Source organism: Paenarthrobacter sp. 10L420, from assembly GCF_056395385.1.
Genome location: NZ_JBFTJK010000001.1, coordinates 36,577 through 56,450, shown reverse-complemented (window position 1 = coordinate 56,450; position 19,874 = coordinate 36,577). Strand labels below are relative to the sequence as shown.

Annotated in this window: 19 protein-coding genes and 1 pseudogene; 7 read left to right on the top strand and 13 right to left on the bottom strand. The window is 62.3% G+C overall.

Annotation, left to right across the window (positions count from 1 at the left end):
* Nucleotides 1-66: 66 nt before the first annotated feature.
* Both AC1DD5_RS00255 and AC1DD5_RS00250 read right to left on the bottom strand, forming a co-directional pair.
* On the bottom strand, nucleotides 67-777 hold the full coding sequence (locus AC1DD5_RS00255; protein ID WP_442003448.1) for an ArsR/SmtB family transcription factor: 711 nt from the start codon (nucleotides 775-777) through the stop codon (nucleotides 67-69).
* A complete protein-coding gene (locus AC1DD5_RS00250) occupies nucleotides 774-2,423 on the bottom strand; it encodes a DUF7059 domain-containing protein (protein WP_477520352.1) in 1,650 nt (549 codons plus the stop codon). Before AC1DD5_RS00250 ends, AC1DD5_RS00255 begins: the two co-directional genes overlap by 4 nt.
* A 92-nt stretch (nucleotides 2,424-2,515) precedes the next feature.
* On the opposite strand from AC1DD5_RS00250, the gene AC1DD5_RS00245 reads away from it, so the two are divergent.
* Both AC1DD5_RS00245 and AC1DD5_RS00240 read left to right on the top strand, forming a co-directional pair.
* A complete protein-coding gene (locus AC1DD5_RS00245) occupies nucleotides 2,516-2,959 on the top strand; it encodes a hypothetical protein (protein WP_442003446.1) in 444 nt (147 codons plus the stop codon).
* Nucleotides 2,960-3,037: 78 nt separating this feature from the next.
* Entirely contained in the window at nucleotides 3,038-3,544 is a 507-nt protein-coding gene (locus tag AC1DD5_RS00240) for a DUF6023 family protein (RefSeq protein WP_442018715.1), read from the top strand.
* A gap of 12 nt (nucleotides 3,545-3,556) precedes the next feature.
* On the opposite strand, the gene trhO is transcribed toward AC1DD5_RS00240, so the two are convergent.
* Nucleotides 3,557-4,453, bottom strand: coding sequence for an oxygen-dependent tRNA uridine(34) hydroxylase TrhO (trhO, locus tag AC1DD5_RS00235; RefSeq protein ID WP_442003444.1), 897 nt, complete (start codon nucleotides 4,451-4,453; stop codon nucleotides 3,557-3,559).
* Between the two features lie 171 nt (nucleotides 4,454-4,624).
* On the opposite strand from trhO, the gene AC1DD5_RS00230 reads away from it, so the two are divergent.
* Both AC1DD5_RS00230 and AC1DD5_RS00225 read left to right on the top strand, forming a co-directional pair.
* Entirely contained in the window at nucleotides 4,625-5,320 is a 696-nt protein-coding gene (locus AC1DD5_RS00230) for a GNAT family N-acetyltransferase (protein ID WP_442003443.1), read from the top strand.
* 93 nt (nucleotides 5,321-5,413) lie between these two features.
* On the top strand, nucleotides 5,414-7,756 hold the full coding sequence (locus AC1DD5_RS00225) for a DEAD/DEAH box helicase (protein WP_477520351.1): 2,343 nt from the start codon (nucleotides 5,414-5,416) through the stop codon (nucleotides 7,754-7,756).
* Between the two features lie 44 nt (nucleotides 7,757-7,800).
* On the opposite strand, the gene AC1DD5_RS00220 is transcribed toward AC1DD5_RS00225, so the two are convergent.
* The 7 genes and pseudogenes from AC1DD5_RS00220 to ssd form a co-directional block, all read right to left on the bottom strand.
* Nucleotides 7,801-8,205 carry an Rv3654c family TadE-like protein gene (locus AC1DD5_RS00220; protein WP_442003441.1) on the bottom strand — a complete coding sequence of 135 codons (405 nt, stop codon included), beginning with the start codon at nucleotides 8,203-8,205 and terminating at the stop codon, nucleotides 7,801-7,803.
* The gene (locus AC1DD5_RS00215) at nucleotides 8,190-8,675 is read right to left on the bottom strand and encodes a TadE family type IV pilus minor pilin (RefSeq protein WP_477520350.1); all 486 of its coding nucleotides are present in this window, start codon (nucleotides 8,673-8,675) and stop codon (nucleotides 8,190-8,192) included. The genes AC1DD5_RS00220 and AC1DD5_RS00215 overlap by 16 nt, the downstream gene beginning before the upstream one ends.
* Nucleotides 8,676-8,743: 68 nt before the next feature.
* Nucleotides 8,744-8,908 (bottom strand): annotated as a pseudogene (locus tag AC1DD5_RS00210) (DUF4244 domain-containing protein); the annotation flags it as partial.
* 695 nt (nucleotides 8,909-9,603) lie between these two features.
* A complete protein-coding gene (locus AC1DD5_RS00205) occupies nucleotides 9,604-10,221 on the bottom strand; it encodes a type II secretion system F family protein (protein WP_477520729.1) in 618 nt (205 codons plus the stop codon).
* Nucleotides 10,221-11,036 (bottom strand): type II secretion system F family protein, encoded by an 816-nt coding sequence (locus AC1DD5_RS00200; protein WP_477520349.1) that lies wholly within the window; start codon nucleotides 11,034-11,036, stop codon nucleotides 10,221-10,223. The genes AC1DD5_RS00205 and AC1DD5_RS00200 overlap by 1 nt, the downstream gene beginning before the upstream one ends.
* Nucleotides 11,033-12,334 (bottom strand): TadA family conjugal transfer-associated ATPase, encoded by a 1,302-nt coding sequence (locus tag AC1DD5_RS00195; protein WP_477520348.1) that lies wholly within the window; start codon nucleotides 12,332-12,334, stop codon nucleotides 11,033-11,035. Before AC1DD5_RS00195 ends, AC1DD5_RS00200 begins: the two co-directional genes overlap by 4 nt.
* Nucleotides 12,331-13,449 (bottom strand): septum site-determining protein Ssd, encoded by a 1,119-nt coding sequence (gene ssd / locus AC1DD5_RS00190; protein ID WP_477520347.1) that lies wholly within the window; start codon nucleotides 13,447-13,449, stop codon nucleotides 12,331-12,333. The genes AC1DD5_RS00195 and ssd overlap by 4 nt, the downstream gene beginning before the upstream one ends.
* 123 nt (nucleotides 13,450-13,572) lie before the next feature.
* On the opposite strand from ssd, the gene AC1DD5_RS00185 reads away from it, so the two are divergent.
* The 3 genes from AC1DD5_RS00185 to AC1DD5_RS00175 all read left to right on the top strand — a co-directional run bounded on the left by AC1DD5_RS00185 (nucleotide 13,573) and on the right by AC1DD5_RS00175 (nucleotide 16,659).
* A complete protein-coding gene (locus tag AC1DD5_RS00185) occupies nucleotides 13,573-15,264 on the top strand; it encodes a bifunctional 3'-5' exonuclease/DNA polymerase (RefSeq protein WP_477520346.1) in 1,692 nt (563 codons plus the stop codon).
* 43 nt (nucleotides 15,265-15,307) lie between these two features.
* On the top strand, nucleotides 15,308-16,204 hold the full coding sequence (locus AC1DD5_RS00180) for a CHAD domain-containing protein (RefSeq protein ID WP_477520345.1): 897 nt from the start codon (nucleotides 15,308-15,310) through the stop codon (nucleotides 16,202-16,204).
* Between the two features lie 254 nt (nucleotides 16,205-16,458).
* A complete protein-coding gene (locus AC1DD5_RS00175) occupies nucleotides 16,459-16,659 on the top strand; it encodes a YegP family protein (RefSeq protein ID WP_442003434.1) in 201 nt (66 codons plus the stop codon).
* Nucleotides 16,660-16,680: 21 nt separating this feature from the next.
* Here AC1DD5_RS00175 and AC1DD5_RS00170 read toward each other — a convergent pair whose 3' ends face one another.
* The 3 genes from AC1DD5_RS00170 to AC1DD5_RS00160 are packed head-to-tail and all read right to left on the bottom strand — an operon-like array spanning nucleotide 16,681 to nucleotide 19,623.
* Nucleotides 16,681-17,358 carry an NUDIX hydrolase gene (locus tag AC1DD5_RS00170; protein ID WP_477520344.1) on the bottom strand — a complete coding sequence of 226 codons (678 nt, stop codon included), beginning with the start codon at nucleotides 17,356-17,358 and terminating at the stop codon, nucleotides 16,681-16,683.
* On the bottom strand, nucleotides 17,355-18,149 hold the full coding sequence (gene nth, locus AC1DD5_RS00165) for an endonuclease III (protein ID WP_477520343.1): 795 nt from the start codon (nucleotides 18,147-18,149) through the stop codon (nucleotides 17,355-17,357). The genes AC1DD5_RS00170 and nth overlap by 4 nt, the downstream gene beginning before the upstream one ends.
* Nucleotides 18,150-18,159: 10 nt before the next feature.
* Entirely contained in the window at nucleotides 18,160-19,623 is a 1,464-nt protein-coding gene (locus AC1DD5_RS00160) for a hypothetical protein (protein ID WP_477520342.1), read from the bottom strand.
* Nucleotides 19,624-19,874 lie beyond the last annotated feature (251 nt).

Genomic DNA, 19,874 nt, shown 5'->3' with positions numbered 1-19,874 from the left:
CCTAGTTCACCATAGATTGCAGAATCCTGCGTTTTGGCGTGGAAATCCGGGGGGCTGGCCTGACCCCTAGTGCCCAGGTGCCATGCGGTCATCCGGGATCATTGACCACAGAGTAGCAACACGCTCGGCACCTTGCGGAATCCGGGTTGGGTCTTCGAGTTCGTACTCCCGCAGGACCTCCCGGATCCGCTCAGAAAGCTCCTTGCGCTGTTGGTTGGTTAAGTACAGCAAATTGCTCGCCAGCACCACCGACGCCGGTTCTTCCGCCGCTTCGCCACGCTGCCGGCGCTCCCCGCGGGCCTTGGCAAAAGCTGATGCCCTGCGTCGGAAGGCGTCCAGCTCAAGATCGACCACTGCGATCTCCGGGCTGGCCGCGCTGCCACCTGAAATCCGGAAATCAGTTCCAGCAGCCTTCCACCGGCGTTCCCTTGCATCGCCGGCATTTTCGGCCGGGGCTACGATCCCCCATTTTTGCAGTGCGCGAAGGTGGTAGCTCATGGCACTTGGGGTCAGGCCGGTACGGGCCGCGAGCTCAGTAGCCGTGTGGCTTACCTGCGTGGCGTAGAGCTCGGAGATGACTTCGAGACGGGCAGCGTGCGCCAAGGCGCGGATGGCCTTGGGATCGGTTATCTCAACCGTTTTCTCGGCCCTCTTGCGCCGGGGGGTATCGCCTGACGCCTGGGATGTCTCGTTGTTCGCAATCACTTCCTCAGTGTAATCACGGTCACTTGCCGCGGGCTTGGTGCGGAGTGGCCGCGGCGGCCGTGCACTGTTCATGCGGACGCCTCCGGCACGTCGGGAAGGAGGAAGCCATCCAGGACGAGATTCCGCACTTCGGCAAGAAGCCCTTCGCGGAAGGATCCTGAATCGAAGTCGTCTGTGCCTCCCAGGAGTGCTTCCAAGGCGCCGACGATCTGCCGTACGGATAATTCGCCATCACAAGCAGAAACAAAGCCCGCCAGCTCAGTGCTGAGCAGGTTTGTCCGACGAAGGCCGGCCCCCTGCCGGAGGAGGATCACGCCTGGATGCAGAGCCCCAGGACGCTGATGGCGCTCTTCGGTGACGTCCTCGGCCACTACAAGGTGTACTTCCGGCAAACTGCTGGCTGCAAGCCAGTCGGCGCGCTCCACGGCCGCGCCGAGGTGGGGCCCGATGGGTTGCTCAATGGGGTAGGTAATTTCCTCAAACCGGCTGACGCGTACTTCGTCTGAACTTTGTGGGCGGCGTAGCCAAATCATGCCAAAGCCGATTCCTTCGACATCCCTCGATCCGAAGTCCTCGAGGTACGCGGCGTACGACTCCTGGTAGTGGCTGCGGTCCCGGTTCTCCGAGGCGTCCTGCAGCCAGGTCTCGGCGTACTGCTCCGGGTTCAACTGCTCACGTTGAATGAACCAAACATCCAAACCCGAATCTTGGAGCCATGCGGAAGGCCGGTCATGCCACTGGGTCCCTTCGCGGATCTCCCAGTTGCCAAGCATCTGGGCTGTGCCGCCGGGTTCAAGGACATCGGCCAACGTTCGCGCCAACGATGCGACGATCTCGTCACCGGGCAGGCCGCCGTCCCGGTACGTAAATTGGTCAGCCGAGGACTCTCCTGTGCTACGCGGAGTAATGACAAAGGGCGGATTGGAGACGACGAGGCCGAAGCGCTCCCCTGCCACGGGTTCCAGGAGCGAGCCCAGGCGCAGGCTGACGCGCGCTTCCAGGTTGTTCGGATCCAGGTCCAGTTCCGCAGCGTTGAGGAGCAGATTGAAACGGGTGAAGGCGAGCGCTCTCTCGGAAATGTCGGTTGCCGTGACGTGTTCGCAATGATGCAACAAGTGGAACGTCTGGATGCCGCAGCCTGTCCCGAGATCCAGCGCACGATGCGTGTGCTGCCTGATGGTTGTTTGGACAAGGGTTGTTGATGCTCGCCCTATCCCCAGCACATGATCGTGCCTCAGAACCCCTGCTTGTTGGTGGGCAGCGAGATCGCTGGCCACCCAAAGCTCCGCTCCCCCGCTGCCATCTTCATTGGCCTCCCAGCCGTAGGGGCGTAGATCCACCTTGGCCGTGGCAACGCCGGCCTCCAGGGTCACGAGTCCGAGCCGGGCGAGGCCTTGGGCGCCGATGGTGGGGAGCGCAAAGTCAACATCGGGCTGGGTCTGTGGGACAGCAAGCAACCACAGCCGCACTATGACGGACAGCGCACGTGTGGTTTCCACGCCGCTCTTGGACAAGCGTTCGCTCACCAACAACGCTGGAATGATCTGGTCCCTGTTCAGTGCGGCATAGGCGGATTCCCCCAGAAGCTCCGCCACGCCGTCGACCGTGTATGAGATGGCGCGAAGGTCAGAGGCGAGCGACACCAGGAGCTCCGGGTGGTCGCTGCGTGGGGCGTCGTCAGTATTGCCAACGGTAAATATTTCGGGGGTTTGAGTCACATTGCAAGTCTATGGGGGCTGCTTCATGGCAGGCGTTCGTGGTTTGGGCTATGTGGACAAAACCTTGCTGTGGGACCCGGTAGCGTGGAAGCATGCTCAACCTCTCCTCCACAAGGCGCCGCGCAGGCCTTGTTGTCATTGCTGCGGGGACGCTGCTGGCGGCCACAGCCTGCCAGGGTCCGGTCAGCGTCGAACATGCCGATGTACCGGCATGGAAAGACAAGATTCTTCCCACAGCCAGCACCGTGACGTTGGAGGATTCCGGCAAGATCCTGAACCGGGACCCCTTGGTTAAGGACTCACCCAGCGTTCCTGCGGGGAATTACACACTCATGATGGCTTGTGATGGAGGAGGGAAGGTGTTCTTCGCCGTCTCTTCCGGAGGAAAGCAAATTGCCGACGCGGGAGCTGCCTGCAACGGCAGCCTTGAAATGGTGAAGATAAAGGTCCCCGCCACCGCCGCTCTTAGTATCTCCACGAGCAGTGTGGATGCCCCGCTGATCTTTGCGTACCAGCTGGTACCCAGCGCTAATTAAACCCCTTCCGCAGCCCTATGGCGGGCCTCCGGGCAAGCGTAAAGTCACCATATGGGCAGCAAGGTGGCTGGCTCGGTTATGTCTAGACGGCTGGCAAGTGCCGCCGTCGGACTCTTGCTCGTGCTGTGTAGCGCGCTGACGGCGTGCGAGTACACCTATGACGACGGCGGGCGTGCCGATTCCAGCCCCACAGACACTACCGGCAGCAATGTCGTGCTTCCTCCCGACCCAGCCTTGGAGCAAACCGTTACGGGTGAGGCCCTGAAAGAGTGGGCCAAGGCGGCCTTGCCGGAATCGCAGGGGCAATCGTTCTATTCCAGCAGCGGATTCCTGAACTCCGGCGAGTCCAGAACTGAACAGACCGTGCAGTTGCCCGGCGGAACGTATGCCGTGACACTGGCGTGCCGAGGCACTCGACGCGTTTCATTCGCAGTCAGCGTGGGCGAGACGGCTTTGGTTGACCTGACCTTGGGATGCGCCAATGCCCGGGTGAGCGTGGTGCAGTTGGAAAAGGACGCCATCCTGGCCATCACTGTGGGTGCCAGATCCGACGCGAATTTCGCCTACCGGGTCAGCAGGCTCTGATTGAGTTGCGCCTCAGGCGGCTTCACAGCCTCCGGGGCAGCGAAGGGTTTCAGGACTTGAGGCACATTCTGCACAGTAGAGGGTCAGTGTCCGGCAGCTCAGGTTGGAACAATTCTCGAACTTGTTGGTGGGCGCGGCGCAGCGGACGCACTCTCCAATCGTCTTTGCTTCGTCGCTGAACTCCACGTGCATGCGTTTGTCGAAAACGTAGAGCGAGCCCTCCCAGAGGCCCTTGTCCTTGAAGGTTTCGCCGTAGCGAACGATCCCGCCGTCGAGCTGGTAAACCTCTTTGAAACCACGGTTGACCATCAGGCTGGAGAGCACCTCGCAGCGGATGCCGCCCGTGCAGTAAGTGACAATGGGCTTGTCCTTGAGGGCGTCATACTTGCCGGATTCCAGTTCCGTGATGAAGTCATGTGTAGTGGCGACGTCCGGAACGATGGCGTCCTTGAACTTGCCGATCTGCGCCTCGAAGGCATTGCGGCCATCGAAGAACACCACCTCTTCCCCGTCCGCTTTCTTTGCGTCCACCAGGGAATGAAGTTCTTCAGGCTGGAGATGCTTGCCTCCGCCCACCACGCCCTTTTCGTCGACCTTCAGTTCCCCGGGAGCCCCGAAGGAAACTATCTCGTCGCGGACCTTAACGCTGAGGCGGGGGAAATCGGCGGCCCCGCCCTCGGACCACTTGAAGTCGATGTCGTGGAAGCCCTTGTATTCGCGGGTGGTTTTCACGTATTGCTTCATGTTGTTGAGCTCGCCGCCAACTGTGGCGTTAATACCGTCCTTGGAGATCAGGATCCGGCCGGTGAGGCCCAATTTCTCGCAGAGGGCACGCTGCCACAGACGCACGGCGTCGGGGTCGGCGATCGGGGTAAAGCCATAGAAAAGTACGATCCGGTTTAAAGCCACTATTAAAGGGTACTGGGTGGACTAAAATCCTCTGCGCCTCGCTGACAGACCCACTGAAAACCTAGAGAGCATGGGTTCAGTTCCACGCGTCGAAGTCACAATTTCATAAGCACGGATTGTTCCTCTGACCGGACCCTGTTGCTTCCCCGGGCGCTGACATAGTCTCTCTACATGAGTCCAGACGCCTTGGTTGAAGACATCGCGCACCTCTTGGAAGTCTGGGTGGCCGGCTGGTCCGGCTGCCGGGGCTATGAGTCGCGTCAAGAGGGACGCTTCCCCGCCGCGCTGCGGGCCGACAAGACGGGTGACTGGGAGTATTTCGCCCACGATCCCTCCGATGAAGAGTTCGCCGCGCTGGCGGCTAAGACTGCCGAAGCCGAGACACGGATCCTGACCGTGCTGACCAACGACGTCCAGCGCTACAAGTACTTGGCCGAGCAGCACGGGCTGAATGTCACTTCCGCTTCACAAACGATGATGATCGTGGACATGGAAACCCAGGATTCCGAGGACCCCTGGCTCCCTGATGATGACCTCGAACTCGCTACCTCCGAAACCAACGGCGTCCATCATGCGGTGGTCCACTCGGGCGAGAACGTGGCCGCGAGCGGCCGGGTATACGTGGTCAACGGCACCGCGGTTTTCGACAAGATCGTTACTGAGCCTCAATTCCAGCGCCGCGGCCTTGGAAGTTTCATCATGAAGGCCCTCGCCGCCCAAGCGTTCGAGCACGATGTCCAGAACGGGCTTCTCCTGGCATCCTTGGACGGCCAAAAGCTTTACTCCCACCTTGGGTGGGATGTGGTGTGCCACGTTCTGATGATGTCCGTCAGCAGCAGTGAAGGTTCGGACCTCTCTGTAGCGTGAGGATGCTTGTTTAGCGGACCTTCGACGGCGGCCTCATCGGGTGCCGCGGTGGGCGTCGCCGTCCGCGCCGCAACAGAGTGACAGAATGATTTGGTGGCTGCACCGAATTCGCTGATCTCTTTGCTGGGCCGGAACCCGGACCCGGAGCAGTTGCGCCATGTCCACACCATCCCTGCGCGCAAGGCCGTCAACGAGCCGTGGCCCGAATGGGTGCACCCGGACATCGTCCAGGCCTACAGCTCGCTGGGCATCCACGAACCGTACCGACACCAGGTCCAAGCCGCCAACCTCGCCCAGGCAGGCCAGCATGTGGTGATCGCCACGGGCACCGCCTCAGGGAAATCGCTCGCCTACCAACTACCCGCACTGGATGCGATCCACCGCTCGGAGCTGAGGGTATTGTCCGAGCCCGGAAAGATCCACGACGACGGTGCCGTGACACTTTACTTGTCTCCCACGAAGGCCTTGGCGGCAGACCAGTTAGCTGCAATCCGTTCGCTGAAGCTCCCTACCGTTCGAGCAGAAACGTACGACGGCGACACCGACGTCGCGTCGCGCCGTTGGATCCGCGACCATGCCAATTTCATCCTGGCAAACCCGGACATGCTCCACTTCGGCATTCTGCCCAACCACACGTGGTGGGCGCGGTTCTTCCGCAGGCTGCGTTATGTGATCGTGGATGAGGCTCACAGTTACCGAGGCGTCTTCGGCTCGCACGTAGCCAACCTCATGAGGCGTCTTCGCCGGATCTGCGCCTACTACGGCGCCGGGACCTCCTTTCCTGAACCCGTATTCATCGCCGCTTCTGCCACAGCCTCCGAGCCCGGTGTCTCCTTCGGACGCCTCATCGGTGCTCCGGTCCGGGAAGTTTCCGAAGACTGTTCTCCGCATGGCTCTACGACCGTGGCGTTCTGGGAGCCTGCTTTGACGGACGTCAGGGGTGAAAACGGAGCCAAACAACGCCGGACTGCCGTGGCAGAAACAGCGGACATCCTGGCAAACCTTGTTTCCTCCCGGGTTCGGACCATTGCCTTTATCAAGTCCCGGCGCGGCGCCGAGTCGATTTCGTCGATCACCAAGCGACTGCTGGATGAGGTGGATCCCAGCTTGCCCAGCCGCGTGGCCGCCTACCGTTCCGGGTACCTTCCCGAAGAGCGGCGTGCCTTGGAAAAAGCGTTGCGGTCCGGACAGCTGCTGGGGGTTTCCAGTACCTCTGCCTTGGAACTCGGCATCGATATCTCCGGGCTTGACGCGGTTTTGGTTGCCGGTTGGCCAGGGACCAGGGCCTCGCTCTTCCAGCAGATTGGACGCGCAGGAAGGGCTGGTCAGGACGCCATAGCGGCGTTCGTGGCAAGCGACGACCCCTTGGATACATACCTTGTGAACCATCCGGAAGCTATCTTCGATGTGTCGGTCGAAGCCACAGTATTTGATCCGGGAAACCCGTACGTCCTGGGACCTCACCTGTGCGCGGCAGCAGCGGAGTTGCCAGTGGGCCCGGCTGAACTCGAACTCTTCGGGCCCACAGCGGAAGGCCTCCTCGACCGGCTGGTCTTGCAGGGATATCTCCGCAAACGCCCTGCGGGGTGGTTCTGGACCCATCCGGAGAGCGCAGCCGGCATGGTGAACCTGCGCGCTGACGGAGGTGGCCCTGTGAGCATCGTCGACGCCGAGACAGGTTCGCTTCTGGGGACGATGGACTCGCCGCAGACCCACTATCAGGCACATACCGGGGCGATCTACGTGCACCAGGGGGACAGCTACCTGGTGGAGGAACTCAACGAGGCGGACCACTGCGTCATGGTGAGGCGCGTGAACCCCGATTTTTACACCACGGCACGGGATGTAACGCAGATCGAAGTCCTGGAAACCTCGCGCTCGGTCCAATGGGGCGAGGTCACTGCGCACTTTGGGGACGTAAAGGTCACAACCCAAGTGGTTTCCTTCCAGCGCAAGGCATTGATATCGAACGAGATCCTGGGCGAGGAGCCGCTTGATCTCGGGGCCAGGGATTTGTTCACCAAGGCCGTATGGTTCGTTGTGGACAACAGGTCACTGCATGGTGCCGGCTTGGTGGAAGCGCAATTCCCCGGTGCATTGCATGCCGCAGAACACGCGGCGATCGGCCTCCTTCCGCTGGTGGCGTCCAGTGACCGTTGGGACATTGGCGGTGTCTCCACTGCCCTGCATGCCGACACTGGGGTACCGACGATCTTCGTCTACGACGGGCACCCTGGCGGCGCCGGATTTGCCGAGCGCGGCTTTGAAAAGGCCAAAGTCTGGCTGACAGCCACACGGGAGGCCATCAAAGCATGCGAATGCGAAGCCGGCTGCCCGTCCTGTGTCCAGTCGCCCAAATGCGGTAACAAGAACAACCCACTGGACAAGGCAGCCGCCATCACACTTCTGGATGTCCTCTTGAAAGACGCCATCTAGCTGCAACGGCTCCAAGCAACCCTGCGGCCCAGTCCGTTACTTGGCTAAGGAGGCGGCCCAGCGCGTGCCCTGCCTGTAGCCGTGCCGAAGAGGAACGGTTGTTCCAACTCGGTGGCGAGCTCCACGACGTCGCCCCCGACGACGTCGCAGGCGGTCAGTGTGGCACCCTGCTGTCCTGCAACGCTGGCCGCCACAGCACAGGGCTCACCCGAGGCTATTCCACGCGCTGCATCCGCCGCCGCGAGAGCTGCCAGATCTGCTGCCGACGCAGCCCGCGACGCCATAACCCCCGCTTGGGCAAGAAGTAGCAGCCCGCCAAGCAATGCAAGGACTGCGAACCCCAGTGACAGCGCCAGGACTGTGCCGGATCCTAGCTCAGGGTGTGACGCTACAGGAAGACCCTTCAGCGTTCGCCGCCATAGGCAGCGCACCCTCACAAGGGAATCCATGGGTTCGCCGCAACCCGTAAGGCGGTATCCCCCGGTGGCATGTTCCACTGTGATGCCACTTGCGTTGCCCCACCCACCAAGGCCCCCGGCATGTCATTCACGTCGCTCCGACCAGATGCCCCGGGTGTTTCACCGCGGGCCGACGCCGAAGCTGTGAGAGTCCATGGGATCAGTGAACCCAACGAGCCTGCTACCGCCGCGGAGGCTGTCACAGTCACCCAATCGCCGTCGCTTGCCACCCCCGCAGTTGCCCCCTCGCCCGCCATGCGCCTGACGATGCCCTGCACTTCGCCAGTACTCTCGCCCCGAGCAAGACCTCGAGCACCCGCCCTGGCCGCCTCCTCCAAACGAAGCTGAGTTATCCCCGCTGCACCGGCCGCCAGCAAGAAGGCGAACAGCAAAATCACCGCTGGCAGGGCAACTGCGAACTCAGCTGTTACCGCACCACGTTCGTTCTGCCTTGTGGACATTTTGATGGGCAGAGGCACCGCCTTGATTAGGAGAGGTACCGGCTTGATTGGGAGAGGTACTGGCGAGGTCATGGCAAGGACAACGCGGTGCGAACCAGATTGAGTAGGAATCCTCGAACTTCCTCGCTCCGCAGGATAACCACCAGCAGACCCGCCAGGCCCACGGCCGCGAGCGTTGCTATGGCGTATTCCGCTGTTGCCATGCCGCCTTCGGAGCCCATGAGCGGGGTTCGCCTGAGGCTCGTCTGCCTGAGAGGGGTCCGCCTGAGGGTGGTTTGGCTGGGGGTGGTTTGGATGGGGGTGGTTTGGCTGAAAGTGCCCTGCCTGGGAGGGGTCTGCTTGATGCTGCCCGGCTTCGCGCTGGCCTGCCGGCGAATCCTGCCGGGTGTACGACTGCGCAGGTAGTTGGTCCACTTGCTGATCCATGCTGTCCCAACCCGTTGGTTGTCCAACTGCTGGATTGCGGCCGGAGCGTGAGGTTCTACTCGGTTAAACAATTCGATCTCCAACTGCTCCATCCCATGCTCTTCAATCCCGAACTGCACACCCACGCGGTTGCCACTCTTGTGTTGTGGGGCCTCATCGTGGCCGCTGCCATGCCCGACGGATGCAAGACCAGCGGTATTTACTGCGAGCGCACGCGATGCGTTCCGTCGGTCAGACCGCCGGGCGTGGAGGGTGCTGGAGGGAGTTTCCATAGTATGTTTCCTTTCAGAAAAGTCGGCAGATCTGCCGGTTGAAATCGACTCTTCCCTGACTCCGGCCGACCCTGAAGCCCCTGGTTCCTCCAAGTGGATAAACCCCCGCGGGGACTGTTTGTGGAGGAAAAGAGCGGCCTGTGTGGAGGAAGAGAGTGTCCAGGCTGGAAGAATAGACTGGCCGGTTTGGAAGAAGGGACCTTGCCGCTCATGCGCTGATGACCTGCGGCTCATCCAGCGGGAAGCATGGCGATGAGGACGGGCACGATTCCCAGACAAATGAAGGCCGGCAAGGAGCAAAGGCCAAGCGGGACCACAAGCTTCACTCCCAGGGCGGCGGCTCGCTTCTCGGCGGCACGAAATTGCTCGCGGCGCTCCCTGGCCGCTTGGGCATAAAGAATCGAGGCCGAGGGCGCACCAGTCAATGCGGCGAAAGCCAGAGCGTCCTTCAAACGCGCTACTTCGGGCTGATGCCGGCTGGGGTTTCGCCAGGCAGCGTCCCAGTCCGCCCCCATGGCAAGCGCAGCGACGACGGGACGGAGATCCTGGCTGATTTTCGGTGTGGCGCTGTGGGAAATCAGTTCCAATGCCCGCCCTATCCCGGCACCTGCATCCAGCATGGAAGCTACGAGTTCAAGCATCATGGCCGTGTCCCGAAGGCCGTCCCCTGCAGTGGCGGTATCCAGCTGAAGGCTGAGATCATCCTTGGAGTTAGGGTCGTCCTTGGAGTTATGGGCCTCGACCAAACTTGCGTGCAGCCGGTCTCGAAACCCTGCCGGTCTGGCGAATCCGACAAAGGCTGCCAGAGCCAGTACTCCCACCAGAGCCAACAATTGAATTCCCAACATCATGTGGCCCCTACCGCCGAAGCGACGAGCCGGGAGGACCACACACGCCCTGCCACGGTCAGCAGAAGGCCAACGATCAGAGTGGCCACACCGAGGAAGTTACCCAGCAGGATTCCCAAGGGGTCCACCCCCAGGGCCATCCCCAGTACCAAGCCAAGTACCGGTAGCCAGGACAACAGCCTGACCGTGGCTTTGGGTCCAGCGAGGGCAGTTTGACGTGCCGCTTCAGAATCTTCCTCCGCTTCGAGTTGCGCTGCGAACCGGGTGAGGAGCTCTGCGAGTGGACAGCCGCTGGTTTCGGCTACATCCAGGCATGCAGCCAATTCCATCCAGATGCGGCGTTCTGTGCTTCCTCGGCCGGGATAGACCTTCGCGGAGGTGTTGCGAATTGCTTGTGCTGGTGAATTTCCAACGGCCGAGGCTGCCCGCGCTGAGGCCAGCACCCTGACCGATTCCACTGAGATTTTTGGAGCGGGTTGGTGGCCTCTGCTCCTGGACTTGGCGCCCAGGCCAGGCCCGGAGCTATGGACGAGCCATAACTCTTCCCAAAGCTGCAATTGTCCACGTCCTCCTCGCAAGAGGGCAGCGAGCTGCTGCACCAACACCACGAGGGACAAGGGTTCTATCTTTGCCCGCCACAGCCGGCCCCACGGCCCTTTGTCCGCTCCGGATGTTGCATGCTCTTTCCCAACACCGGTCCCACCCAGTGGTAAGGGCTTGGCGAGTCTTGCCCGCATTCGCCGCCTGCCAGCTTGGGGCGGCTTGAGCTGGAGCCATGCCGCCAGCGCCAGGGTTAGAACCAAGGCGGGGATCATAAGTCCAAGCCCAACGCTGTGAGTACATCCGAGCCGACGGATAAGCCCTGCAAAGATCCGCCCGCCTCGGCGGATGATCCGGGAGAAAGCCGTAAATTCAGCTCAGCCCAAGCAGGTCCATGCACCAGACCTTCGGGGCTCCATCGCAGTGCGGTCACCACTCGTTGGCCATCCAAGGAGTCAGTCAGCACACCGATTGAGCCTACTTTCCGCCCCAAAGGCGTCCGTTCCACGTGAATCACAACGTCCAATGCACTTGAGACCTGCAACCGCACGGCCTCGGCGTTCAACCCTGCGAGCGCGCCGAGGGCTGTCAACCGTGCCGGAACTGCTTCCGCCGTGTTGGCGTGGATTGTTCCTCCACCGCCTGTATGACCGGTATTGAGCGCGGTGAGCAACTCGCGGACCTCGGCACCCCGGCACTCCCCCACAATGAGCCGGTCCGGACGCATGCGCAGGGCTTGACGGACCAACTCGCCAAGGTCCAGCGCCCCACCTCCCTCAAGGTTTCCGTGGCGGGATTCAAGCGTGACCACATGAGGGTGGATCGGGTTGAGCTCAGCGGCATCCTCGATCAGGACCAAACGTTCGGACGGGTGGCAGAGCCCGAGCATGGTGGACAGGAGCGTTGTTTTCCCTGATCCGGTGGCACCACTGACAAGGAAGCTCAGGCGCCGCTCCACAATCGCGCGGAGAAGAGTCTCGATGTGCTGATCGAACATGCCAGCTTCGCGCAATTCAGCCATTGTGAAGGTTTCTTCGCGTCGAATTCGAATCGATAACAGAGTCCCCGCAGTTGATATCGGCGCCAGAACTGCGTGCACGCGATAGCCGCCTTTGAGCCTGACGTCCACGCAGGGAGAGCCGTCGTCCAACCGGCGACCACCTGCCGAAACCAGCCTTGCGGCCAGCGCCCTGACCTGCTGTTCAGAATCGAAATGCACCGGGGACCGTTCCAGGCCCCGTCCCCGGTCGAGCCAGACTGATTCGGGGCCATTGACAAAGATATCTGTGACCGAGGGATCGTGCGCAAGCTGTTGAAGGGGCCCTAGACCATTCAATTCCGCATTGATGGATTCCGCGGCTTCCAGTGCTCCCGAAGTACCCAACAGTTTGCCGCTGGCCTGCACGGCGGCGGCCACAGTCGAGGGTGTTACCGGCCCATTCCCGGCGAGGACGGACTCCCGGACCCTTTCGAGAAGCACGGAGTCCAACCGACGGCTCTGGCTGCGGCGCCCTCCCGTGAATGGTGTCCCTGTCCGTGACCATCCCGGGACACTTTTCTCCGACCGGCTCATTCACCAACGCCGTTCAAGTCCAGCACACCCCGGGCGAAGCGATTCACGGACTTGCGACGGCCCAGCTCAAGGAGCCGGCCGAGCTCGGTCCCTGCGGCCGCTCCTCGAATCTCCGGAAGAATCCCCAAGAGTGGCAGTCCCAACGACTCGGCAATGAGTTGAGCATCAACCGCCGAAGGGCCACCACCCCGGACCACCAACCCCGTGTCCAACGGTGGCAGCTCGTTGAGGATACGTGCCGCGGCAACAGCCGGTTTCAGGTGGGCTGTGGTCATCAACAGCATCTTCTCGCAGTCCCACGCAAAGGTTCGAAGGCATTCCTCACTGCGCCCAATGTCCACCACGACGAGTTCGAAACTTCGCCGCGCGGCATCCAGGACAGCGGCCACAGAACCGGCATCCGGCATGGTGAACGCTTCACGTGTACCCGGCCAAGACAGGAACGCGAAGCCACCGGCCACCGGCAGGGAGTCCCTGAATTGGACGGGATCGATGCTCCCCCGCGTTTCGGCGAAGTCCGGCCAGCGCAAGCCGGCCAGCTCTTGAACGGTGATTGCCAGTTCCAGGCCCCCACCCCAGGGATCCCCGTCCACCAGCATGGTGCTGATGCCGTGGCCCGCCGCTGCCTGGGCAAGCCAAATTGCCGTGGTGGAAGCTCCAGCCCCACCGCAGCCTCCAACAATCCCGATAACGAACCCGCCAGGTTCCGGCGAACCGGACACACTCAAGTACTCGGCCAACCAGTTTGCGGCCTCGGGAAGGACAGCTACGCGCTCTGCGCCCAGGGCAGCAGCAAGCCGCCACAAGCCGTCCCCCTCAACAGACCTGCCCAGTAAGACAGTGGGCGCCTGCCTTCGTGGCGGCAGCTCACGGATGTCGCTTCCCACCAGGACGACGTCGGCACCGTCCCAGCCGTGGATTGCCTCTCCGACGTCGGCGGCCAACTGGAGGCTGCCACCTGCCGCAGCAACAATCCTTCGCGCCTCCTCCTGAAGGTAGGCGTCGCCGGTGACGAGGAGGATATCGGCAGCTTCACGCGGCATCCACGAGTTGTCCGTGGTCTGCCCCAAAGGTTCGCTGCTGGACCGTCTGTGCCGAAGCTGTCGCTTGCTCATGAAGCCACTTTCCCGGCGTCGAAGCCTTGGACGTAAGCTCTCAAACGCCCCATGTGGAGAACCCAGCCCAACCAAGGAGTGTGGAGGAACAGTTGCTGTACTGCGACAGGGCAGAATGGACACATGTATTTGCTGCTCGCCGCCCATCCGGACGGCGCAGCCATACAAAGAGTTTCACCGTCCGGGAAGGCCACCACCGACGCGCGCGTCGTCACACGAGGTGAGTTGCCCGGCGTCGTCCGTGAAATGGAAAGCCAACGGCCCCGCTGGGTGTGGCATCGCGCGCAGGACTTCTACCCGGACCTCCTGGCGAACGGCGTGAAGCTGGAGCGCTGCCATGACCTCGCTCTCTGCGGAGCTATCCTGGCGCACTCCTCTTTCACGGCGCACACAGACTTCGCAAAGAACGCTGAAAAGCTCACGCAGGACGACGATTCAACGCCGCCGCGGGCGCTGCAGCCTCCACCACCACCCGCCGATCAGGGCGCACTCTTCGAGGACTTCACCCCGACGTCCAAGAGTCCGGGTCTCGCTGAACTGCGGGATGAGTTTGCTGCACAGCAGCATGCGATCGCCCAGGTCCCTGCAGAGGACCAACGGAAACAACGGCTGCAGTTGCTGCTCGCGGCTGAGTCCGCCTGTGCAATCGTGGCGGTGGAAATGCAACACGCCGGCGTTCCCTGGCGGGAAGAGGTGCACGAGCAGATCCTTGCCGACGTACTCGGTCCCCGTCCGCTCCTTGGCCACAGGCCCAGGGCACTTGAGATGCTGTGCAACGAGCTGCGGGAGATCCTCAAATCACCAAGCCTGAACCCGGACTCGCCACAGGACCTGATGCGCGCCCTTCATCGGAACGGCATCGAAGTCAAAAGCACCCGGCAATGGGAGCTCCAGGAGTCCAAACACCCCGCGATCCAGCCACTGCTTGCGTACAAGAAGCTCTCCCGCCTGCACACCGCGAATGGTTGGGCCTGGCTGGATGCCTGGGTTCAGGACGGCAGGTTCCATCCAGAGTACGTGGTGGGAGGCGTGGTCTCCGGCAGGTGGGCCTCACGTGGCGGCGGTGCCCTGCAGATTCCCCGGAATATCCGCGCGGCAGTACAAGCGGACCCTGGCCACAAGCTCATCGTCGCGGACGCCTCCCAACTGGAACCCCGCGTCCTTGTAGCACTCGCCCAGGACACAAAAATGGCGGAGGCCGCACGCGACAAAGATCTTTACGCCGGGATAGCAGCACAAGGCTTCGGCGGGGATCGATCCAAGGCGAAGGTTGCGCTGCTCGGGGCCATTTACGGCGCCACCACCGGCGAATCGGGCAGGCTCATGCCGCAGTTGGCCCGCACATATCCGCGAGCGGTGGGCTTCGTGGAGCAGGCAGCCAGGGAAGGTGAGGCAGGGCGGACCGTCACCACCCGTTTGGGACGAAGCAGCCCACCGCCGTCCCACGGCTGGTTGCGAAGCCAACAGTCCACCACCGCCGAGGAGCAGCGGCGAGCCGACAACCTGGCACGCTCCCGTGGCCGCTTCACGCGAAACTTCGTGGTCCAGGGTTCGGCCGCGGAATGGGCTTCCTGTTGGTTGGCGGAATTACGACGGCGGCTGCGGGCCTTGCATGCCGAAGGCTTACCCTCAGGGGAACTCGTCTTCTTCCTCCACGACGAAGTGATGGTCCATGCCCCGGATGAAGCCGTAGACGCCTGCATCCAGGCGATCGAGGAGTCCGCAAACGCAGCGAAAGAGCTTATGTTCGGCCGGATTCCAGTCGAATTCCCGGTGAGTGTCGCCGTCGTCGATTCTTACGACAAAGCGAAATAGGCACCTGCTTGTCCGCCCCGGCTGTCCGGAGGAAACTGGCCACGTGGGCTCGGACGTGCGTGATTCCGTGGATTCGTACATCGCTTTCCAACTAGCAGAGCTGGAGGGCTGCTTGCCGCTGGTCGGCGCGGCTGACCAGGAGGCCGTCCACGGCGCACGGCTGGCGCTTCGGCGGCTCCGTTCTGTCCTTTCATGCTACGAATCCGTTCTCCCTGACGTCCCGGAGGCCACGGGCCGGGATGTCCGGTGGCTGGCGCGTTCCCTCGGCGAAGCCCGCGACGCCTATGTTCTGTCCCAACGTTTGACGCTATGGCTGGACGCGTCAGAGGCTTGGTTGTCGCCGAACACACTCCATGAAGCCGTGAACGAGCTCCTGGCCAGCAGTAACGCAATGGCTATCCGGGTCGGGACCGGACGGAGATGGCAAGGAATCGTCAAGGCAACCCGGCAAGCCCTTCTTCCTGCAACTGCCGCTTTGGCGCCACGGGAAATTGACAACCATCCCAGCCTCCTCGAGGTGGCAGAACTCCTGCAGCCGCGTTGGGAGACGGTGCAGAAGAGTTTGGAAGCGGCGCAACGAAGCCTGGAAACGGACACCACACAGGCTGATGAAGCAGAGCGCAACGACGTGCTCCATGACGCGCGAAAGGACATCAAAGTGTTGCGGTACTCGGTGGAGGCGGCCCATGTCTTGGGCGCGGCTGCCACGGCGATCATCCAACCATCGATGGTCCTGCAGCGTCTCCTCGGGGAACAACACGACAGCGTGACTGGCCAAACATGGATAAAGAGCCTTGCGGAGATGTCCGGTGTGGAGTCCGTGGACGTCGAGGCCCTTCAAAGCATGGAACAGCGTCGGCTCGTCGAGACCGAAGCCGACCTCCGGGCAGCACTGCTCAGCTCCCTTATCCCCGAGCCTCGCCGGATACTGCTGCCTTAATGATTCGTCCCGTTCGCCGTAGACGGCGCAGCAGGCCGGATTGGCCAGCACTGCGGAGTAGCCGGCGCCCCAGATTAGCTGCCGCCTTCAGAACAAGCCAGTCACATCCCGCAGTGTGATGGTGCATGACAATTCCATGACCGGTACCCCAAAGTAACTTTCTTTCCCGGCGGCTTCTGGATACGTTCTCTAGGTGGGACCGGCACACCGGCCCACGACTGTTGCAAGGAAGCATCAAGGGGGACAGCACAAAAATGGCTGGCAGATTCGAAATTCTCAAAGACACCGACGGCTCGTACCGGTTTCGCCTTACCGCGGCGGACGGAACAGTTGTAGCGGAGTCGCCAACGTTCAAACATCTCAAGGGCGTGGTGGACGGCATAAATGCAGTGCGTGAAAACGCCGCAACGGGGCTGATCGTGGACCGTTCGACGGCGAACCGCAGGGCCGCCTGAAAGGCACCTGCGGCGGAGCTGCTAGAGCTCGATCTCGTACAGCTTGTCCTGGTCCCAGGGGACCGTCCAGCCCAGTTCGTCGAACAACCCGCTGAGTACCATCCCGGTAAAGCCCCAGACCACCAGTCCATTAACGGTGAAACCCGGACTGGAGAAAGTGCGGCCGAAGCGGGAAATAGTGGCGGTTACCCGGTTGATGGGGTCCAGGAGATCGCGAACCGGCACCCGGAAAACCTGGGCTGATTCGGCGTAGTCCACTACACGAACGGGCGAAGGCGAGTCCCACCAGGCTAGTACGGGTGTCACCCGGAAATTGCTGCGGATCAGCCCCAGCTCCGGGATGACGCCCAGCACCTTGACACCGCTGACATCCAGCCCGGTCTCTTCCACTGCCTCACGCAAGGCGGCAGACACCACGGAGTCATCCTCCGGATCCACGCTTCCGCCCGGAAATGCTACTTGGCCGGGGTGATCGTCCAGGGTGTGAGCACGTTCAAGCAGGAGAACGTCGAGATCCGCTGGCGCAAAGGGCCGTCCGGATTCGGCCGGGACGTTGTCCAGCACGCCAAAGAGCATGAGCACGGCTGCGGCTCGATTGGTTTCAGGCGTGACGGGCAACTTCGCCCAGTGGGAAGAATGCTGCTGCTCGCCGGCCTCAAAACGGGCTACTAATTTGGCGAGGTCCTCGAACGCGGTCACCCGGGCCTCCTCTGCGATTCCATCCGGATCTCCGCCGCCCTGTGCGTCTCGGCCAGCAACTTCTCCAACAGTGCCTCATTGCCCGGCGCGAGCTCATACTTCAACAACTTCGCTGCCTTAACGGGGTCGGTCTCGCCGTCGCCGTAGCTGGGACAGAGGCTGGCAACCGGGCACGCTCCGCAGGCGGGTTTCTTAGCGTGGCATATCCTCCGGCCGTGGAAAACCACGCGGTGCGAAAGCATGGTCCAGTCCCGCGGTTCAAAGAGTTCAGCGACGTCGAATTCGATCTTCACCGGATCATCGGATGCCGTCCATCCGAACCGGCGGGCCAGCCTCCCGAAGTGCGTATCCACGGTAATTCCGGGGATACCAAAAGCGTTCCCAAGGACCACGTTGGCTGTTTTCCGCCCAACGCCAGGCAGCGTTACAAGATCCTCGAGGCGACCTGGAACCTCGCCGTCGTACTCGTCCACCAAGCGGGTGCTAAGAGCCAGGACGTTCCTGGCCTTTGCCCTGAAAAAACCAGTGGGCTGCAGGATCGATTCCAGCTCAGCAGGGTCCGCTTCCGCCAGGGCACGGGCGTCCGGGTAGCGGGCAAACAGGATCTTGGTGACCTGGTTGACCAGTACATCGGTGGTCTGGGCTGAGAGGACTGTGGCCACCACAAGCTCAAACGGGTTCCGGAAATCCAGCTCGGCGTGAGCATAGGGGTATTTCTCAGCGAGGACCCTGTTGATCTTGCGTGCCCGGCGTTTCAAGGCCAGCACGGATCCCGCTTCAGCGATGGTCACAGCGTCCTTCTCAGCCGCGTTCGATGTTGCTGAGCTCCCGCAGGACCCCAACCTTGCCGTCGGTGTCCTGAACCAGGAATTCGTCGCCACGATCCTCAAGGGCCAGAACCCAACCGCCGGGCTCAATGGTGAAGGCCGGAGCGCCTGTCCGTTCGTCATAGGCAGTTCGGGGCTGTGCTACGGCAAACCAGAAGGCCTCATAGGCAGGAGAATCTTCCGAACGGCTGGACGGATCCACAGTGGCACCAATGGAGTCGCTCACAGAGCGCGTATCGGCGGACACGATGGGCGTGGCCATGGTGGCAGCCCATGCGCGCTCATTGGCGGGCTGCTGGGCTGCGGGCGTCTGGGCGGCGGGCTGGGGCGCTGCGGCTTGCGCAGGGGCGGGCTGCTGGGCGTGCTGGGTGGTGGCTGGAGCTTGCGTCGGCGACTGCGGTTCTGCCGGGTTGCCCACTACAACGTCGGGCTCGGCTGGTGACGGCTCTGCTGGCGAAGCCTGAGCTGGCGACCCGGATGCGGCCGGGGTGGCAGCGGTGGGCGAGGGACCAGTGGCGGGCGAGGGACCGGCGGCGGGGGCGGCAGCCTGGGGTTCCGCAGGAGGCGTGGAATCAGCCGAATGCACGACGGCGGGCCCACCAGTTGGGGCCGGAGCAGTTGGGGCCGGAGCAGTTGGGGCCGGAGCAGTTGGGGCCGGAGCAGTTGGGGTCGGAGCAACGGGGCCGGACGTGGCAGGCGGAGCGTAGGGGCTCGCACCGGCTGGCGGAGCATAGGGATGGACGCCAGCGGAACCCGCACCCTGTGGCTGATACGCGGAGGTCTGGAATCCCGGAGTCGAGGCGCCGCTGGCTGGCTTCGGCGCTTTGGGTTCCTTGGGAGGCTTCGGGGCAGCTGGTTTACGGGTGGGAATCGCGGCCTGGCGAGCAACGACGTGGGCCGGCGTTTCAGCGCGGCCCTTGAAATCAGCCGACAGGAAGGGCAGATGAGGGGCCAGAACGGTGGCCGCCAGCAAGCCAATGGAACCTACCAGGCCCAGCAGGACACTGCCGTTGAAGGAATCGGCGATCGTCAGGAAGAACAGCGGCACCGCGAATGCAGCCGACACGGAAGCGAACTGGTCAATCGACAGCGAGCCAACGCGGACAATGGTGCCGGGCTGCAGTCGGCGGGCAACGAAAAGCGCCACAACCACCACCGGCAGGATGATTCCCAGAAGAAGGAAGAACAGGTTGTCCAGGTTCCACAGGTTGTAACGGCCCCCGAACATCGGCAGCAGTGAGGCGATGAACATCAGGAGTACAGAACCGAAAACCGTGAGGTCACGAATGGTGAAAGGGCCGGCAACAGCCTCGTATTTGGTGGGTGCGCCTGAGGCGGACTTCGCAGCTGTGGGGGTGCCGGCGTCGTTCGCCTTTCCAGCCGCGGTGTCCGGTCCCGTCGGGTGTGAGTCGTGCGGGCCTGGGCTCAGCTGGTTCATCTATTTCTCCTTCGTACGGCGGCGCCTTGGACAGTCCGGACCGGTATTTTCCGCAGGTTTCCGCGGAAAACCGGGCACACCTGACGATGCGTCCCAAGACTTATTCAGCCTATGCCACGCCACTGACACTCTTCTAGCTGAAATCGGTCATGCTGCTCCGTCCACAGGGAACTCCAAGCTTCCTTACAGTCAACGAATGCCAAGTGTCGTCATGTAAGCGGTTCCTGACAACCAAAACAGCCATTCGTCGC

Bases quoted from the DNA above. Each gene is read 5' to 3' on its own strand.
- AC1DD5_RS00255 (WP_442003448.1), bottom strand. From the start codon at position 777: ATGAACAGTGCACGGCCGCCGCGGCCACTCCGCACCAAGCCCGCGGCA.
- AC1DD5_RS00245 (WP_442003446.1), top strand. From the start codon at position 2,516: ATGCTCAACCTCTCCTCCACAAGGCGCCGCGCAGGCCTTGTTGTCATT.
- AC1DD5_RS00240 (WP_442018715.1), top strand. From the start codon at position 3,038: ATGTCTAGACGGCTGGCAAGTGCCGCCGTCGGACTCTTGCTCGTGCTG.
- AC1DD5_RS00230 (WP_442003443.1), top strand. From the start codon at position 4,625: ATGAGTCCAGACGCCTTGGTTGAAGACATCGCGCACCTCTTGGAAGTC.
- AC1DD5_RS00220 (WP_442003441.1), bottom strand. From the start codon at position 8,205: ATGGATTCCCTTGTGAGGGTGCGCTGCCTATGGCGGCGAACGCTGAAG.
- AC1DD5_RS00215 (WP_477520350.1), bottom strand. From the start codon at position 8,675: ATGTCCACAAGGCAGAACGAACGTGGTGCGGTAACAGCTGAGTTCGCA.
- AC1DD5_RS00205 (WP_477520729.1), bottom strand. From the start codon at position 10,221: ATGTTGGGAATTCAATTGTTGGCTCTGGTGGGAGTACTGGCTCTGGCA.
- AC1DD5_RS00200 (WP_477520349.1), bottom strand. From the start codon at position 11,036: ATGATCCCCGCCTTGGTTCTAACCCTGGCGCTGGCGGCATGGCTCCAG.
- AC1DD5_RS00195 (WP_477520348.1), bottom strand. From the start codon at position 12,334: ATGAGCCGGTCGGAGAAAAGTGTCCCGGGATGGTCACGGACAGGGACA.
- ssd (WP_477520347.1), bottom strand. From the start codon at position 13,449: ATGAGCAAGCGACAGCTTCGGCACAGACGGTCCAGCAGCGAACCTTTG.
- AC1DD5_RS00185 (WP_477520346.1), top strand. From the start codon at position 13,573: ATGTATTTGCTGCTCGCCGCCCATCCGGACGGCGCAGCCATACAAAGA.
- AC1DD5_RS00175 (WP_442003434.1), top strand. From the start codon at position 16,459: ATGGCTGGCAGATTCGAAATTCTCAAAGACACCGACGGCTCGTACCGG.
- AC1DD5_RS00160 (WP_477520342.1), bottom strand. From the start codon at position 19,623: ATGAACCAGCTGAGCCCAGGCCCGCACGACTCACACCCGACGGGACCG.